Below are 16,491 nucleotides of genomic sequence, written 5' to 3' on the forward strand. Positions count from 1 at the left end.
CTCACGGCTCGGGGGCGCCGCCGTACAGCACGAGGTCCACCAGCCCGGCGAGGAAGCGCCCGTCCGGCGGGGGACCGCCGAACAGCGCGTGGGTCAGCACGGGCGCGCACACCGCCTCGACGATCACGGCGGCGTCGTGGCCGGGAGACAGCTCGCCGCGCTCGACGCCCCTGCGGACGAGAGATTCCGCCAGCCGCAGGCGCTCGGCCCAGTAGGCGGCGCGATGCCCGGCGACCTGCGGGCCCTCGCCGCCGTCCTCGCCGGTGGCGGGGCGGACGGAGAGGCGCAGCAGGGCCGTGCCCTCCGGTGTCGTCAGCACCTGGGCAAGGCCCTCGGCGAGGCCCAGCAGGTCGCCGCGCGCGGTGCCGGTGTCGGGCAGGGGCAGCATGTCGTCGCTGTACTGCGTGGCGGCGTCGTGGATCAGGTTCTCGCGGGTCTTCCAGCGGCGGTAGATCGACGTCTCATGGGTCCCGGCCTCGCGCGCCACCGCCGCGACCGTCACCTCGTCGAAGGGCCGGGACGCCAGCAGCCGCACCGTCGTCGCGAGCACCGCCTGCCGCAGCCGCTCGCCGCGCCGCCGCAGGGGCGCCGCCGCCCCGCCTCCGCCGCCGTTCCCGGCTTCTCCGCAGTCCGAGTTGCGCATGCCGTCAGGCTAACGCAAGCACTCTTGCGTTGCATGGTTCCGCGTCGTACGGTCGAACGCAAGGGAACTTGCGTTATCGCGTACCCGGAACCACCCCGGCACCACCGGGGCCACCGCACCACGGAGAGTGATCACGATGGGAACCGCCACAGCAACGATGCGCGCCGTCCGGCTGCGTCACCCCGACCTGACGCTGCGCGTCGAGGACGTGCCAAGGCCGGTACCCGGCCCCGGTGAAGTACTGGTCAAGGTGGAGGCGGCCGGGGTCTGCCTCTCCGACGTGCACCTCATCGACGGCACCCTCGGCCGCGGCCCGCACCTGAGCGGCGACGCCGTCACCCTCGGCCACGAGGTCGCGGGCGTGGTCGCCGAGCCGGGACCCGGCGTGACCGCCTGGCAGCCCGGCGACCGCGTCGTCCTCCAGGCGGGCGAGGTCCGCGACGGCCAGGTGTGGACCCGCGGCGTCGACTACGACGGCGGCTGGGCGGAGTACGCGCTGGCCACCGCGTCCACCCTCTTCGCGCTCCCCGACACCATCCCCTTCGAGCAGGGCGCGATCATCCCCGACGCCGTCTCCACCCCCTGGGGCGCCATCACCGCCACCGCCGGAATCAGGGCCGCCCAGCCGGTCGGCGTCTGGGGCGTCGGCGGGCTCGGCGCGCACGGCGTGCAGCTGCTGCGCGCGGTGGGCGCGTACCCGATCGTCGCCGCCGACCCGGCGCCGGCCGCCCGCGAGCGCGCCCTCGCCTTCGGCGCGGACCTCGCGCTCGACCCGGCCGACCCCGGCTTCGGCGAGGCGGTGCGCGCCGCGACCGGGGGCGCGGGGCTCGCCGCCGCCTTCGACTTCGCGGGCGTGGACGCCGTGCGCGAGCAGGCGCTCGGCGTGCTCGCCCCGCGCGGCAGCCTCGTCCTCGTGGGCCTGACGGGCAGGCCGCTGCACATAGCGGACAGCACCGCGTTCAGCTTCCTCCAGCAGCGCATACTCGGCCACTACGGCTCGGACGACACCGCCGTCCCCCAGCTCATCGGGCTCACGGCGGGCGGGCGCCTGGACTTCTCCCGCTCCATCACCGACGTGCTGCCGCTCACCGACGCCGCCGAGGCCGTCGAGCGCGTCCACTCCAAGAAGGGGGACCCCATCCGGCTGATCCTCAAGCCGTGAGCGGCTGACGGGGATCAGTCCGCGCGCCTGGTGGCCGCGACGGACACCCCGAGACCCACCATCGCGAGGCCGCCCGTCCCGCCCCGCAGCGCGATCCGCCGGGGCGAGCGGCCGGACCACGCGCCCTCGGTGGCCAGGGCCGGCAGGGCACCCGCCGGGCCGAGGACGAGCATCTGGACGACGGCGTGCGCCGCCTCGTAAGACGATGCTCCTCAGATTGCCCACCCCGATCAGGAACCCGGCCCGCACCGGATGCCCCGGCGACGGCTCCGGCCGCCCGCCGTGCGGCGCGGTCCGGTCCCGCCCGGCGGCCCGCCGCGCCAGGACACCGAGGACGACGAGACACCCGGCCCCGGTCAGCCTGGCCACCGTGAACAGGAGGGCGGACCGCTCCACCGGGCTGCCGACGCCCAGCGCCACGGCCACCAGGGTGCAGCCGCCGAGCGCGTTGCCCAGCACGGACGCCGGCGCCACCCGCCGTCCGTGGGCCGGCGCCCGGCCGACGACGAACTGCACCCCGGGCCCCGGGATCACGGAGATCACGGAGATCACGGAGATCACGGTCACGATCCTCACGCCGACCGGCACGCCGTGCACGGCCGGACCTCCGGCCTACGCCCCCGGCCGCGCGGTGTCGTCCCGCAGCACCGGGCGGACCGTCACCGCCGCGCTCCACGCCCGGTGCAGCGCCAGCTCGGCCGTCTCCGCCTCCGCCAGCACGATGCCCGTGCAGCCCCGCTGGTCCCCGACGTGCGCCACCGTGTCGCCCGGCGCGCGCGTCGGGTACCAGCCCACCGCGCCAGGGAACGCCCCGAGCCCGTCGAGCCCGTGCCAGCCGGTCAGCGTCCCCGGCCGGTCCGCGTACACGAGGACCATGCCGCAGGCCGGGCCGGTGTGCGCCAGGTCCGCGTCCAGGAGCGCGGGACGGCGGCCGAGCACCGTGTCGACCAGCGCGTCGTACACGTCGGTCCCGAGCGAACGGCACAGCGCCTCGCCGACCAGCGCGCCGCCGATCCGCCGGTTGATCTCGACCAGTCCGGGTCCGTCCGCCGTCAGGACGAACTCCACGTGCGCGAACCCGCCGTCGTGCCCCGCCGCCGCCAGCACGCGGCCGACCCACTCCGCGAGCCGCTCCGACCGTCCGGGCGGCAGCGCCACCGGGAACGCGGCGGCCTCCTCCCGCACGGCGGGCCGCCGCGACGTCTGGCGGCTCAGGACGCCGAGCAGCCGCGTCGTCCCCGCCCAGGTGAGCGTCTCCGCGCTGTAGAGCGGACCGGCCAGGAACCTCTCCGCGAACAGCCGCCCCGCCAGCCGCCGCCCGGCCGCCTCCGCCAGCGCGGCCCGCAGCGCGTCCTCGTCGTGGACGATCCACACATCCCGCGACGACGTGCCCGCCGAGTCCTTCAGCACGGCGGGAAGACCCACCTCCCGCAGCACCTCCGCCACGCTCCCGGGACCCGGCGCCACGGGCAGCGCGCCCCCCGGGCTGAGGCCCGCGCGGTGCAGCAGCTCCCGTACCCGCGCCTTGTCGCGCAGCACGCGCACGGCCTTCGGGTCCGGACCCGGCAGGCCGAGCGACGCGGCGATACCGGCGGCCGGGACGCTCCACGTGTCCGTGGTGTTGACCAGCCCGGCGAGGTCCGGCAGCGCGGCCAGGGCGGCGCGTACGGCGCCCTCGTCGGACGTGTCGGTGTCCACGACGGTCAGCGCGCCGGGCGGCAGCTGCGCCAGCTCGTGCCGGTAGACGGAGCGGTCGCCCGTCAGCAGGACGAACCGGTGCCCGGCCCGCTCCGCCGCCGCGGCGGTGCGGCCCAGGCCGAACGACAGTGCTTCGAGCGCGGCGATCGTCACGCCGGTTCCCCTTCCGTGTCCTCCGTGTGGACGGCGCCCGGCGGCGCCTGGCGCCCGGCCCACTCCAGCACCGACCACGGCGGGCGCAGGTCGCCCGGCGTGCCGATGCGCTGCGGCCGCAGCTCCGCCGGGTCGGCGGCCTCGCGGTGGCGGGCGAAGACGCGCTCCGCGTACCGGTGCCCGGTGTCCGGGCCGAGCAGCAGGTACGGGCCGCCGCCCGGCCGGCGCGCGGCCTCGTACCCGCCCGCCAGGTAGGCGGCGCCGGTGGAGAGGCCGGCGAAGACCGCGTGGTCGCGCAGCAGCCCGACCGTCCCCGCCATGGCGTGCCGGAAGTCGAGCCAGTGCACCGTGTCGTACAGCGCGTGCCGCACGTTCCCGAACGGGATGGAGCTGCCGATTCCGGCGATGATGGCCTCCGGGTCGCTGAACCGCTCGCTGCCGAACGTCACGCTGCCGAACGGCTGCACGCCCACCAGCCGCACCGCACGGCCCGTCGCGCGCAGCGCCCGTGTCAGCCCGCCCGTGGACGCGCCGGTACCGACCGCGCCGACGACCGTCAGCCGCTCCCCGGGCAGCGCGGCGTCCACGAGCGCGGCGAACTCGCCGTAGCCCGCCTGGTGCACGGGATCGTGGTACTGCCGCATCCAGTACATGTCGGGCCGCCCGGCCAGCAGCCGCCGCACGTGGCGCACCCGCCGTTCCTGGTCGAGCCGCAGGCTGCTGGACGGCGGCATCTGGTCCACGGTCGCGCCGAGCACCTCCAGCTGGGCGCGCATCACGGAGTCCACGGTCGTGGAGGCGACGATGTGGCAGCGCAGACCGTAGCGGTGGCAGGCCATCGCGAGCGCCAGGGCGTAGATGCCGCTGGAGCTGTCGATCAGCGTCTGCCCGGGGCGTATCCGGCCGCGGCGCAGCAGGGTGCGGACGGCGCCGAGCGCCGCGTAGACCTTCATCGTCTCGAAGCGGGCGAGGACCGTGTCGCCGTCGAGGCGGACCAGCGCGGGTGCCTTGATCGCGTCGGTGATGTGCTCGTGGACGGGTGCGGCGGCGGGTCCGGCGGCCGGTGGCGACAGGGGGGTGGGGGTGGGGGCGGCGGTCATGGCGCGGCTCCCTCGGGGGCGCCGTGCCGGGCGGGTGGGCTGGGGGAGAGGAGCATGACGTACCGGACCTCCTGGGCGTGCGGGTGGCGAGCCGGGATGTGCCGTCGTACGGGGTGGGCGCCGCCGGGCGGGGGAGGGCCGCGCGGGCCGGGGGCCGTCACGGCTTCCTGCCGACCACGACGAGGCGCCGCGACGTCTGGTCGTACGGCCCGCCGTCGAAGTCCCCGTGGCAGGCGACGTCCGCGAACCCGGCCGCCACGAACAGGTCGTGCAGCTCCGCCGCGCTGTAGAGGAACGAGTGGATCGACGCCGTACGGGCCACCTCGCCGCGCACCAGCGTCCAGTCGGTCCGCAGCCGCCGCCAGCTGTCCAGCACGGTGTCGCGCTGCACGACGTACGCGCCGCCGGGCAGGTCCACCGCCTGCGGGCGCCCGATCCAGCCGGCCAGGACCTCCTTGCCCATCACGTCCACGAGCAGCCGCCCGCCGGGGGCGAGGCTCTTCCAGGCGTTGCGCAGCACACGGGCGTTGGCGGCCGGGTCGTCGAAGTACCCGAAGGACGTGAAGACGTTGAGGACCACGTCGTACGCGCCGGGCGCCACGTAGGACAGCATGTCGGCGCGCTCCAGCGTCACGCGCGCGCCCGCCGCGTCGCAGGCCCGGCGGGCGCGCGCCAGCATGCCGGGGCTGAGGTCGACGCCCGTCACCTCGTACCCCCGCTCCGCCAGCGGCACCAGGAACAGGCCGGGGCCGCAGGCCAGGTCGAGGACGCGCGACCCGGGCGGGAAGTCGAGCAGCGCCGCGTCCCTGACCAGCGCGGCGACCGAGGTGCCGCGCTCGGGCGAGAACATCACGGGCGCGAAGTCGGCCCACAGCGCCTCGTCCTCGTACCACCTGCCGTCCGCCGTCCCGTCCGTCACACCGGCCTCCCGTCCGTCCGCCGTCACGTCTCAGTGGTCGCCCGGCGGGGCGCATGAGTTCCCGGCGCGGCGGGCAGCAAGGAGGAGAGCGGCCGGAGGCCGCCGCATCACGGGGAGACGAACGGCGGGGGGCGCGCACGAGCGGCCCGCCGGCCCCGTGTCCGACGTCCCCGCCGCCTTCAGCGCGGCTTCAGCGATCCTTCCAGCCAACGGTCAGCGCCGGGCGCCAAGATCCTCCGCAGGGCACCCGGGGGGCTCGCCCCAGCGGACCCGGAAGGAGAGCACGGCATGACCCTGCCCATGGAACTCCCCTCATCCACGCCCCGCGACCGACTCCGGTTCGACGCGACCGTTCCGCGTGCGCTGGTGCACCGGGCGTCCGTGGCTGAGGTCTTCATCACCGACTCCCTCGCGTCCGCGGCCAACACGCCCGACGGCGCCGAGGCGGTCTTCGACGTGGCCGCCCAGCTGCCGCGCGGGCACGTCATCGGGGAGAACCCGGCGGCGTACGACTTCCTGCTCATCGTGGAGGTGCTGCGGCAGACGGGCGTGCTCGTCGCGCACCAGCACCTCGGCGTGGCGATCGACAGCGCGTTCATCTTCAAGTCGCTGAGCTACCGCGTCCGTTCGCTGGAGGCGCTGCGCATCGGCAGCCGGCCCGCGAACGTCGTCGTCAGCCTGACCGTGCGCCCGGAGCGCAACCGCGCCGGGCGCGTGCTCGGCTTCGAGTTCGACGGCGTGTTCACCGTGGACGACACGGTCGCGCTGGAGGCGTCCGGCGCCCTGATGTTCGTGAGCCGCCGCGCGTTCGACCTGCTGCGCACCAAGGGCAGGGAACGCGTCCGCGCCGCCGACCCCGGCTCGACGCTCGTCAGCCGCCTGGCGCCCGCCGCGCCCGAGACCATCGGCCGCCGCGACCCGCGCAACGTCGTCGTCACCGAACCGGCCGTGGACACGGCGGGGAACGCGCTCGCCCGCGTCGTCGTGGACACGGCGCACCCGCACCTGTTCGACCACCAGCTCGACCACGTGCCCGGCAACCTCCAGCTGGAGGCGGCCCGGCAGGTCGCGGTGGCCTCGGTGGCCAGGCTGCACGGGCTGGCACCGGAGAACCTCGTGGTGACCGGCCTGGAGGCCGTGTTCACCGAATTCGCCGAACTCGACCTCGGGACCAGCGTGCTGGCCCGGGTCGACGGCGTCCGGCACGCGACGGATCTCGGCCTCCTCGCCGTGCCCGTCGCCGTCCGCACCGAGCAGAGCGGGAGCCTCTGCAGCGACGTCACCGTGGAGGTGGCCCAGTGGGCGTGAAGCGCATCACCACCCTTGTCGTGGACTACGGCGGTGTCCTGACCAATCCGCTGGGGGAGACGTACCAGCTCTTCGCCTCCCGGGTCGGGATACCGCTGGAGACCATCGTCACCGCGTTCATGGCGGCCACCGAACGGCACGGTGCCACGCCCATGGCCGACCTGGAGACGGGGGCGATCACCGAGGCCGAGATGGTCGGCCGGATCACCGCCGAGATGCCGCCGGGCACCGGGGACATCCTGGGCGGGCGCCCGTTCGGTGAGCTGTGGTTCCTCGGCAGGCACGCGAACGAGGAGCTGGTCGACTTCCTGCGCGCCGTCCGCGCGGCGGGCTTCCGGGTCGCGCTGCTGACCAACAACGTCCGCGAGTGGTCCGCCCGCTGGCGCGCCACGCTGCCGGTGGACGAGCTGTTCGACGTCGTCGTGGACTCGTCGGAGGAGGGCGTCCGCAAGCCCGACGCGGAGATCTACCACCGCCTCCTCGCCCGCCTCGGCGCGGACGCCGAGGAGTGCGTCTTCCTCGACGACACCGAGGAGAACCTCACCGCCGCCCGCGAACTCGGCATGCACGCCGTGCTGTTCAGCACCACCGGCCAAGCCGTCAAGGACGTCGGCGGCCTCCTGGAACTCGACTATGACCAGACCGCTGAAGGAGTCGGGGCATGAGCGCGGACCACGCGAACCACGCGGACCACACCGTCCTGATCGTCGGTGCCGGCCCCACCGGCCTCACCGCCGCCTGCGCGCTGCTGCGCCACGGCGTGCCCGTGCACGTGGTGGACCGCCGCCGCGGCCCGGCCACCGCCCCCAAGGCCCTGGTGCTGTGGAGCGGCGCCCTCGAAGTCCTTGACCGCCTCGAAGTCGCCACCCCGCTGGCGGAACGCGCCCTGCCGCTCGCGGGCGCGTCGTACTGGTCGCGGGGCCGCAAGGTCGCGGGCGTGCGCTTCGGCGGCCTGTCCAACACCCGCTTCCCCGGCCCGCTGTGCGTGCCCCAGCCGGTGACCGAGGAACTGCTGTACGCCCGCCTCACGCAGCTCGGCGGCGCCGTCAGCTGGAACACCGAGGTGTCCTCCGTCACCCAGTCCCCCACGCAGGAAGGCGACACCGTCACCGCGCTGCTGCGCGACGCCGACGGCCAGGAGAGCACGACCACGGCGAGCTGGCTCATCGCCGCCGACGGCATGCACAGCACCGTGCGCGGCACGCTCGGCGTCGACTTCGAAGGCGCCACCTACCCGCGGGACTTCCTGCTGGGCGACGTCGTCCTCGACCCGGCGGGCGGCGCCGAACTGCCCGACCGCGAGGCGCAGTACCACCTCACGCCCGAGGGCGTCCTCGTCGTCGTGTCGCTGCCCGAGGGCGGGCACCGCGTGTTCTTCGACCAGCCCGCCGGCACCCGCGCCGACCGGCCGGAGAAGCCCGAGCTACAGCAGCTGCTCGACGCCCGCGGCCCCGGAAAGTGGCGGATCTCCGAGGTCTGGTGGAGCAGCCGCTTCCAGGTCCACACGAAGGTGGCCGCCGCGTTCCGCTCCGGCCGCGTCTTCCTCGCGGGCGACGCCGCGCACGTCCACAGCCCGGCGGGCGGCCAGGGACTCAACACGGGTGTGCAGGACGGCTACGACATCGGCTGGAAGCTCGCCGCCGCCATCCGCTCGGGCAGCGCCGCCCCGCTCGACAGCTACCAGGAGGAACGCCGTCCCGCCGCCGTCCGCGCGGTCCGCAACGCCGACCGCCAGACGAAGCTGTGGCTGGTGCGCAACCCCCTCGTCCGCCGCCTGCGCGACACCCTGCTGCGCCGCCTGTCCAAGAGCGGCGCCCTGGAGCGCCGCATCATCCCCGAGCTGGCCCAGGTGGACCTGGACCACTCGGGGAGCCCGGCCGTCCAGCAGTCGTCCGCCCCGGCCGACGGCGTACGGGCCGGGCGCCGCGTCCCCGACCTGCCGCTGACGCCCGTCCACGGCACCAAGGCCGCCACCCTGCACACCTACCTCGCCGCCGGGAAGCACACCGTCGTCGTCCAGGACGACGGCCGCCCCGCGACGCAGGCGGCCCGCGCCGCCGAGGAGGCCAGGCGCGCCACCCACCCCGAGCTGTCGGACGTCCTGCTCGTCCGCACCGGCCCCACCGACACCCCCACGGCGGGCAACGCGCCCGCCTACGACCTGGCGTCCACACCCGCCGGGAGCACCGCCCGCACCCCGCAGGCGGTCTACGTCCGGCCGGACGGCACCGTCGGTGCCCGCGTCCCGCTGGACGGCCCCGGCCGCGTCGCCGAACTCCTCGCCCACCTTCCCGTCCTCGCCCCGGCCCCGTCCGGCGACCTGCCCGGACAGCGGTGATGCCCACCATGCCAAGCCCGACCGTCACCCCCGAGAGCCCGGCCGCGCCGGGCACCTCACGCCGCGAACGCCGGGCCGCCGCGCGCGCCCGGCGCGCGGAGGGCCCGCCACGCCCGCGCTGGCCGAAGTTCGTGCTGTTCTTCGCGGCGCTGTTCCTCGTGGACGCCGTCCTCGTCGGCGGCGGGGTCGCCGACCGGCTGCTCAACGGCGGCACCGAGGACCTCTCCTCCGAGTCGGCGCGCGCCGCCGACGCCCTGGAGGCCGACTTCCCCACCAGCGAGCCGAACTTCGTGCTGCTCGTCGAGGCGCTCGACGGCGCCGGCGTGGACGACTCCGAGGTCGCCGCCGAGGCCATCGGGCTGAGCAACCGGCTCGCGTTCGAGCCCGGCCTGTCCGGCGTCCTGTCGTACTGGCAGACCGGCGCCGACCAGCTGCGCTCGGACGACGGCCGGTACGCGATGATCCTCGCCCACATCGACGGCGCGGAGGACGACCAGCAGAACACGTTCGCCCGCATCGCCCCCGGCTACAGCGGCACGCCCGAGGGCGCCGAGCACATCGAGGTGCGCGTCGGCGGCCGGGTCGCCGTCCTCGAAGAGGTCCAGACGACCATCGAGGAGGACCTCCTCACCGCCGAGCTGATCGCCCTGCCGATCACCCTCCTCATCCTCATCCTGGTGTTCGGCGGCGTCGTCGCGGCCCTGCTGCCGCTCGGCGTCGGCATCGTCGCCATCCTGGGGACGAACGCGGCGCTGCGCGTCGTCACGGAGTTCACCGACGTCTCGGTCTTCGCGCAGAACCTCACGACGGCCCTCGGCCTCGGCCTCGCCATCGACTACGCGCTGCTGATCGTCCGCCGCTACCGCGAGGAGCTGGCGGCCGGGCACGAACCGGTCGAGGCGGTGTCCATCACCGTGCGCACCGCCGGGCGCGCCGTCCTGTTCTCCGCGCTCACCGTCGCCGTGTCCCTGTCCGCGATGCTCGTCTTCCCGCTGTACTTCCTGCGGTCGTTCGCGTACGCGGGCATCAGCGTCGTCGTCCTCGCCGCCACCGCCGCGCTCACCATCCTCCCGGCCCTGCTCGTCCTGCTCGGACACCGCGTGGACGCCCTGCGCATCCGGCGGCGCAAGACCGGGGCGGCGGCGGAGGGGACACTGTGGCGGCGCCTGGCGAACGCCTCGGTGGGCCGCGCCCCGCTGTTCGCCATCGGCACCACGGTCATCCTCGTCGTCGTCGGACTGCCCTTCCTGAACGTCGAGTTCGGCACCACGGACGACCGCCAGCTCCCCCAGGGCTCCGAGGCCAGGGTGGCGCAGGACATCATCCGCTCCGACTTCGACAGCAGCGCCACCGCGACCGTCGAGGTCGTCGCGCGCACCGCCGACCCCGAGGACGACGCCGTCGCCGACGCCCTGGACGGCTACGCCCTCGCGCTCTCGCAACTGCCCCACGTCTCCTACGTGGACACCCCGGTCGGCACGTACGAGGACGGCGAGCAGACCGTCTCCGTCACCCCGGCGCACAACATGCGCGCCCTCGACGGCAGCAGCCACATCTCCGTCGTCCCCGACTCGGGACTTGAGGTCAGCTCGGCGGAGGCCGGCGAACTGGTGCGCGGCGTCCGCGACATCAGCGCCCAGGCCGACTACCGCGACTTCGGCACCCTCGTCGGCGGCGACGCGGCGGTCCTTGAGGACAGCAAGGAGGCCATCTCGTCCCGGCTGCCCTGGGCGGCCCTGATCATCGTCGGCGCCTCGCTGATCCTGATGTTCCTGCTCACCGGCAGCCTCCTGATCCCGGTCATGTCGGTGGTGCTGAACGCGCTCAGCCTCACCGCGATGTTCGGCGCCGTCGTCTGGGTCTTCCAGGACGGCAACCTCTCCGGCTTCCTCGGCTTCACGGCCACCGGCACCATCGAGGTCACGCTGCCGGTGCTGATGTTCTGCGTCGCGTTCGGCCTGTCGATGGACTACGGCGTCTTCCTCCTCTCCCGCGTCACCGAGGAGTACCGCAGGACCGGCGACTCACGGCAGGCCATCATCTCCGGCGTCCACCGCACCGGCGGCGTCATCACCGCGGCCGCCCTCATCCTGGCGGTCGTCCTCGTCGCCATCGGCACCTCGCGCATCACCAACACCAAGATGCTCGGCCTCGGCGTGGCGCTCGCCGTCATCGTGGACTCCACCGTCGTCCGCGGCCTGCTCGTCCCGGCCGTCATGCGGCTCGGCGGACGCGCCACCTGGTGGGCCCCCGCGCCGCTGCGCCGCTTCCAGCAGCGCTTCGGCCTGCGCGAGGAGCCGCTGGACGCCGGGCCGGCACCGGCGCCGGCACCGGTCGGGACGCCGCGCAAGCCCGAGCCCGTACTGGAGGAGACCTCGTGACCGGACCCGTCCTGCGCCGCGTCGTCGTCACCGGGGCGACCGGGCTGCTCGGCACCGCGGTCGTCGGCCGGCTGCTCGCCGGCGGCAGCGAGGTCGTCGCCCTCGTCCGCGACCCGGACAAGGCGCGCCGCCTCCTGCCCGACGGCGAGGGCCTGACCGTCGCCACGGGCGACATCACCGACCCCGCCAGCTACCGCCACGCGCTCGCCGGCGCCGACGCGGTCATCCACACCGCCGCGTACTTCCGCGAGTACTACCAGCCGGGCGCCGACCTGCCGCTGCTGTTCCGCACGAACGTCGACGCCGTCACGGGCCTGCTGCGCGCCGCCGTGGACAACTCGGTGCCGGTCGTCGTCCAGACCAGCTCCATCAACACCCTGGCGCCCGGCACCCCCGAGACACCGGCCGACGAGTCCGCGCCGCCCCCGCCCGACTGGGAGCGCAACGCCTACCGCGCCAGCAAGGTGCGCGCCGAGCGCGCCATCACGGAGTTCCTGGGCGAGGGGGGCAGGGACCTGCGCGTCCCGCTCGTCCTGCCCGGCTGGATGTGGGGCCCGGGGGACTCGGGCCCGACGTCGGCGGGACGCCTCTTCCTCTCCGTCGCCAAGGGCGCCCTGCGCGCCGTGCCGCGCGCGGGCAACCACGTCGTGGACGCCCGCGACGTCGCCGACGCGTGCGTCCGCGCCGCCGAGAGCGGCCAGAGCCTGCGCCGCTACATCGTCGCCGGACGCTGGCAGCGGCTCTCCGCCACCACCCAGGGCGTCGCGGACGCGGTCGGCGTGTCCGCGCCCCGGGAGATCCCGGCGGCGGCCGCCCTCACGTTCGCGACCCTGCTGGAGACCTCGGCCAAGCTCCGCCGCCGCGAACCGGTCGCCACCCGCGAGGGCGTCCGCGTCCTCCTCGACGGCAACCGCACCCGCATCAGCTCGGCCCGCGTGCAGAACGAACTGGGCGTCACCTTCCGGCCCCTGGCGGAGACCTTCGCCGACGAGGCCGCGTACTACCGCGCCACGGGGCTGCTCGCCCCCGCGGGGGGCGGCGCATGACCCCGCACCCACCCCCGCCCACGACGACCCGCACCCAGCACCCGCACGGCCACGGAGCGCCGCGCGCCCCCAGGAGGTCCTGACCCATGCCCAGCACCAGAACCGTCGTCCTGGGCGCGGCGGCCACGCTGCTCGCGCTCACCCCCGCGTACTGGGCCGTCGCCGCCGGCTCCGAGACGGAGGAGGCGGCCGACCCGGCCGCGGTACGGGCCGCCGCCGAGGCCGACGCGGAGCAGGCGGCCGCCGACACCGCGGCGCGCCTGGAGGCCGAGGACATCGTGGACCTGCCGGTCTCCTTCACCGTCGTCAACCAGAACCGCACCCTCGCGGCCTGCGCGGTGGACGGCGAGACGTACACGGTCCGCGGCCACCTGACCGCCCCGCGCGCCCTGCTCGACCAGGCCGCCGCGGGCGAGGAGACCGCCGTCACGCTGTACGAGCACGGCATCGCCGCCGGCGAGTGGTACTGGCGGCTCGACGCCGAGGGCTACCACCACGCCGAGGAGCTGGCCAGGCGCGGCCACGCCTCGCTCACCATCGACCGGCTCGGCTACGACTCCAGCGACCGGCCCGACGGCCTCGGCTCGTGCATCGGCGGCCAGGCCGACATGGCGCACCAGATCACCGAGCAGCTGCGCGACGGGAGGTACGACATCGAGGGCGGCGAGACGTACGCCTTCGACAGGATCTTCCTGGCCGGCCAGTCGAACGGCGGCCAGGTCGTCCAGATCGCCGCGTACTCCTTCCAGGACGTCGACGGGCTGGTCATCATGGACTGGACCGACCTCGGCCTCACCCCGCAGGCCAACGCGCGCTTCTTCACATCGCTCCAGTCGTGCCTCCAGGGCGGCGAGGACGGCTACAGTTACTACGACCTCGGATCGGAGGAGTTCGCCACCGGCAACTTCAACGACACCGAACCCGAGATCCTCGAACTGGCCGTGCCGCACCAGAACGCGCACCCGTGCGGCGACATGGTCTCGCAGCTGGGCGGCGTGCTGATGGACGTCCAGCAGATCCCCGAGATCACCGTGCCGGTGCTCTTCCTCTACGGCGAGGAGGACGCCCGTGTCGAGGGCGGCGAGGAGCACGCGGCGCTGTTCACCGGCGCCGAGTCCACCGAGCTGGTCGAGATCCCCGAGGCCGGGCACTACATGGGCCTCGCCCGCCAGGCACCCCTGGTGCACGACACCCTCGCCGACTGGCTGGACCGGCAGGGCGGCTGATCGAAGGCGATCGCCCGCCCCCGCCCACTCCCCGTCCACGGCCGGTCCCCACCCGCCCGCACGCACCCGTCAGTCGTCACCGCCAGACCCCCGCCGGGGCCGGTCAGCGACCGGCCCCGGCGCGGCCCCGTCCGCTCGCACCACCGCACCACCCCCGCTCGCACCACCGCACCATGTCCCGGCTTTCCCCGTGTCGTGACCCGTCAGCCCCACCACCGACCCCCACAACGGTCAGACACATAGGAGTCCCGTCTCATGTCTGCATCATCGCCACTGCTGCGGCGGCTGGGCACCCTCACCACGCGGCGACGGCGTGCCGTGCTCATCGCCGGAGCGGTCGTCTTCCTCATCGCGGCGGTCTTGGGCGCGGGCGCGCAGAGCGTCCTGTCGCTGTCGCGCTTCGAGGCACCAGGCTCCGAGTCCGACCGCGCGGAGGAGATCCTGCGCGACGAGTTCGCGGACGGCAGCCCCAACTACCTGCTGCTCGTGACCGCCACGAGCGGCACCGTGGACGATCCTGCCGTCGCCGCCGAGGGGCAGCGCGTCGCGTCCGAGCTCGCCGCCGAGCCGCTGGTCACCTCGGTCGACTCGTACTGGGCCCGCGACAACAGCCCGACGCTCGTCAGCGAGGACCGCACGCAGGCCCTCGTCGTCGCCTGGCTCGCCGGGGACGCGACCGAGGTCCGCGAGGGACTCGCCGACGTCACCGAGCAACTGGCCACCGGGGACGCCGACAGCGGCGACAACCCGGCCGTCACCGTCCAGGCGGGCGGCCAGGACGAGATCTTCCGGCAGGTCAGCGACACCTCGCGCGAGGACTTCCTGCGCGCGGAGGCCGTCATCGTCCCGGTCGTCCTCGTGCTCCTCGTCTGGGCCTACCGGCGCTGGTCGGCGGCCGGACTGACGCTCGCCGTCGGCCTGTTCTCCGTGCTCGCGACGCTCGCCGTCCTCCGGGGCGTCACCGCGTTCACCGAGGTGTCCACGTTCGCGGCGAACCTCGCGCTCGTCCTCGGGCTCGGGCTCGGCATCGACTACAGCCTGTTCGTCATCGCGCGCTACCGCGAGGAGCGGATCGCGGGCCGTGACCGGCACGCGGCCGTCGTACGGACGGTCGAGACGGCCGGGCGCACCGTGCTGTTCAGCGGCGTGACGGTCGCGGCGTCGCTGGCGGCGCTGTTCGCGTTCCCGTTCCCGTTCCTCCAGTCGTTCGCGTACGCGGGCATCGCCGTCGTGGCGACCGCCGCGTTCGGCGCCGTCGTGCTGCTGCCCGCGGCGCTGGCCGTCGTCGGCCGCCGCGTGGAGCGCCGGGACGCGCCGGCCGCCGCGGCCGACATCACGGCGGGCCGCTGGTACCGGATCGCCCTGCGCGTCATGCGCAAGCCGCTCCTCTACGGCCTGCCCGTCCTGGCCGTGCTGCTGGCCCTCGGCTCCCCGTTCCTCGGCGCACGCTTCGGCCTGCCCGACGAGCGCGTACTGCCCGCCGACGCCAGCGCCCGCGTCACCCAGGAGGAGATCCGCGAGAACTTCCCCACCGAGGAGAGCGACGCGCTCCAGATCGTCGCTCCCGGCGTCGGAGCCCCCGCTGAACGGACCGGCGAGACCGAGGACTACGCCCTCGCGCTGTCCGAGGTGCCGGGCGTCTTCCAGGTGGACACGTACACCGGCGCCTACCAGGAGGGCTCCCGCGTCGCCGAACCCTTCGGCGAGGCCGAGCGGTACACGGCCGACGACAGCCTGCGGCTCGTCGTCACCGCCGACCGCGCCGCCCTCGACGCCGACCTGTCCGACCTGGTGGAGGACGTCCGGGCGCTGCCCCCGCCGTACGAGGTGGCGGTCGGCGGCTTCCCCGCCGCGATGACGGACTTCCGCGCCGACCTCTTCGACCGGCTGCCGCTGGTCGTCGGCATCATCCTGGTGGTCACCTTCTTGATCATCTTCCTGATGACCGGCAGCCTCCTCATCCCGGCCAAGGCGACGGTCGCGAACGTCCTCAGCCTCAGCGTCATGTTCGGCTCACTGGTGTGGATCTTCCAGGACGGCAACCTGTCGGGCCTGCTCGACTTCACCCCGGCCGGGCGCATGGAGCCGAGCATCCCCATCCTGATGTTCTGCATCGCGTACGGGCTGTCGATGGACTACGAGGTGTTCATCATGGCCCGCATCAAGGACGAGTACGACCGCACCGGCGACAACACGGCCGCCGTCGCGGCGGGCATCCAGCGCAGCGCGCCGCTGATCACGGCCGCCGCCGGCATCCTGGCGCTGACGTTCGCCGCGTACGTCACCGGGCAGGTCGTGTTCCTGAAGGAGCTGGGCGTCGGCATGGCGCTGGCCGTCCTGGTGGACGCGCTGCTCATCAGGACGGTGCTCGTGCCCGCGTTCATGCGGCTCGCGGGTGACGCCAACTGGTGGGCACCGGGCCCGCTGCGGCGGCTGCACGAGCGCTTCGGCATCAGCGAGGGACCGTCGTCCGACGACCCACCGGGCGCGGCGCGCGGCGCCGAACTCGCGGGCAGC

At 74.6% G+C, this 16,491-nt stretch carries 13 protein-coding genes and 1 pseudogene; 8 read left to right on the forward strand and 6 right to left on the reverse strand.

Features of this window, described 5'->3' with window-relative positions:
* Position 1 precedes the first annotated feature (1 nt).
* Positions 2-643, reverse strand: coding sequence for a TetR/AcrR family transcriptional regulator (locus ACL02R_RS29110; protein ID WP_412799956.1), 642 nt, complete (start codon positions 641-643; stop codon positions 2-4).
* Between the two features lie 136 nt (positions 644-779).
* Between ACL02R_RS29110 and ACL02R_RS29115 the strand changes: the two genes are divergently transcribed.
* Positions 780-1,805 (forward strand): zinc-binding dehydrogenase, encoded by a 1,026-nt coding sequence (locus tag ACL02R_RS29115; RefSeq protein ID WP_412799957.1) that lies wholly within the window; start codon positions 780-782, stop codon positions 1,803-1,805.
* A 14-nt stretch (positions 1,806-1,819) separates the two neighbouring features.
* On the opposite strand, the gene ACL02R_RS29120 is transcribed toward ACL02R_RS29115, so the two are convergent.
* The 5 genes and pseudogenes from ACL02R_RS29120 to ACL02R_RS29140 all read right to left on the reverse strand — a co-directional run bounded on the left by ACL02R_RS29120 (position 1,820) and on the right by ACL02R_RS29140 (position 5,606).
* The gene (locus tag ACL02R_RS29120) at positions 1,820-1,978 is read right to left on the reverse strand and encodes a hypothetical protein (RefSeq protein WP_412799958.1); all 159 of its coding nucleotides are present in this window, start codon (positions 1,976-1,978) and stop codon (positions 1,820-1,822) included.
* A gap of 91 nt (positions 1,979-2,069) precedes the next feature.
* Positions 2,070-2,402: pseudogene (locus ACL02R_RS29125) on the reverse strand (LysE family transporter); the annotation flags it as partial.
* Positions 2,403-2,417: 15 nt separating this feature from the next.
* Positions 2,418-3,656 carry an ATP-grasp domain-containing protein gene (locus ACL02R_RS29130; RefSeq protein ID WP_412799959.1) on the reverse strand — a complete coding sequence of 413 codons (1,239 nt, stop codon included), beginning with the start codon at positions 3,654-3,656 and terminating at the stop codon, positions 2,418-2,420.
* Positions 3,653-4,756, reverse strand: a complete 1,104-nt coding sequence (locus tag ACL02R_RS29135) for a pyridoxal-phosphate dependent enzyme (RefSeq protein ID WP_412799960.1) — start codon at positions 4,754-4,756, stop codon at positions 3,653-3,655. Before ACL02R_RS29135 ends, ACL02R_RS29130 begins: the two co-directional genes overlap by 4 nt.
* A gap of 157 nt (positions 4,757-4,913) precedes the next feature.
* On the reverse strand, positions 4,914-5,606 hold the full coding sequence (locus ACL02R_RS29140) for a class I SAM-dependent methyltransferase (RefSeq protein ID WP_412799967.1): 693 nt from the start codon (positions 5,604-5,606) through the stop codon (positions 4,914-4,916).
* A 357-nt stretch (positions 5,607-5,963) separates the two neighbouring features.
* Between ACL02R_RS29140 and ACL02R_RS29145 the strand changes: the two genes are divergently transcribed.
* From ACL02R_RS29145 to ACL02R_RS29175, 7 genes are all read left to right on the forward strand, one after another.
* A complete protein-coding gene (locus ACL02R_RS29145) occupies positions 5,964-6,983 on the forward strand; it encodes an AfsA-related hotdog domain-containing protein (RefSeq protein ID WP_412799961.1) in 1,020 nt (339 codons plus the stop codon).
* The gene (locus tag ACL02R_RS29150) at positions 6,980-7,648 is read left to right on the forward strand and encodes an HAD family hydrolase (RefSeq protein WP_362958865.1); all 669 of its coding nucleotides are present in this window, start codon (positions 6,980-6,982) and stop codon (positions 7,646-7,648) included. The genes ACL02R_RS29145 and ACL02R_RS29150 overlap by 4 nt, the downstream gene beginning before the upstream one ends.
* On the forward strand, positions 7,645-9,321 hold the full coding sequence (locus tag ACL02R_RS29155; RefSeq protein ID WP_412799962.1) for an FAD-dependent monooxygenase: 1,677 nt from the start codon (positions 7,645-7,647) through the stop codon (positions 9,319-9,321). Before ACL02R_RS29150 ends, ACL02R_RS29155 begins: the two co-directional genes overlap by 4 nt.
* Positions 9,321-11,702 (forward strand): MMPL family transporter, encoded by a 2,382-nt coding sequence (locus ACL02R_RS29160; protein WP_412799963.1) that lies wholly within the window; start codon positions 9,321-9,323, stop codon positions 11,700-11,702. The genes ACL02R_RS29155 and ACL02R_RS29160 overlap by 1 nt, the downstream gene beginning before the upstream one ends.
* Positions 11,699-12,748: an NAD-dependent epimerase/dehydratase family protein gene (locus tag ACL02R_RS29165; protein ID WP_412799964.1), complete on the forward strand. Its 1,050-nt coding sequence runs from the start codon at positions 11,699-11,701 to the stop codon at positions 12,746-12,748. Before ACL02R_RS29160 ends, ACL02R_RS29165 begins: the two co-directional genes overlap by 4 nt.
* A gap of 86 nt (positions 12,749-12,834) precedes the next feature.
* Positions 12,835-13,974: an alpha/beta hydrolase gene (locus ACL02R_RS29170; protein WP_412799965.1), complete on the forward strand. Its 1,140-nt coding sequence runs from the start codon at positions 12,835-12,837 to the stop codon at positions 13,972-13,974.
* 255 nt (positions 13,975-14,229) lie between these two features.
* Positions 14,230-16,491, forward strand: a 2,262-nt coding sequence (locus ACL02R_RS29175) for an MMPL family transporter (protein WP_412799966.1), incomplete at its 3' end; no start/stop codon positions are given.

The sequence above is a fragment of the Streptomyces sp. MS19 genome, from assembly GCF_047200595.1.
Classification (GTDB): domain Bacteria; phylum Actinomycetota; class Actinomycetes; order Streptomycetales; family Streptomycetaceae; genus Streptomyces.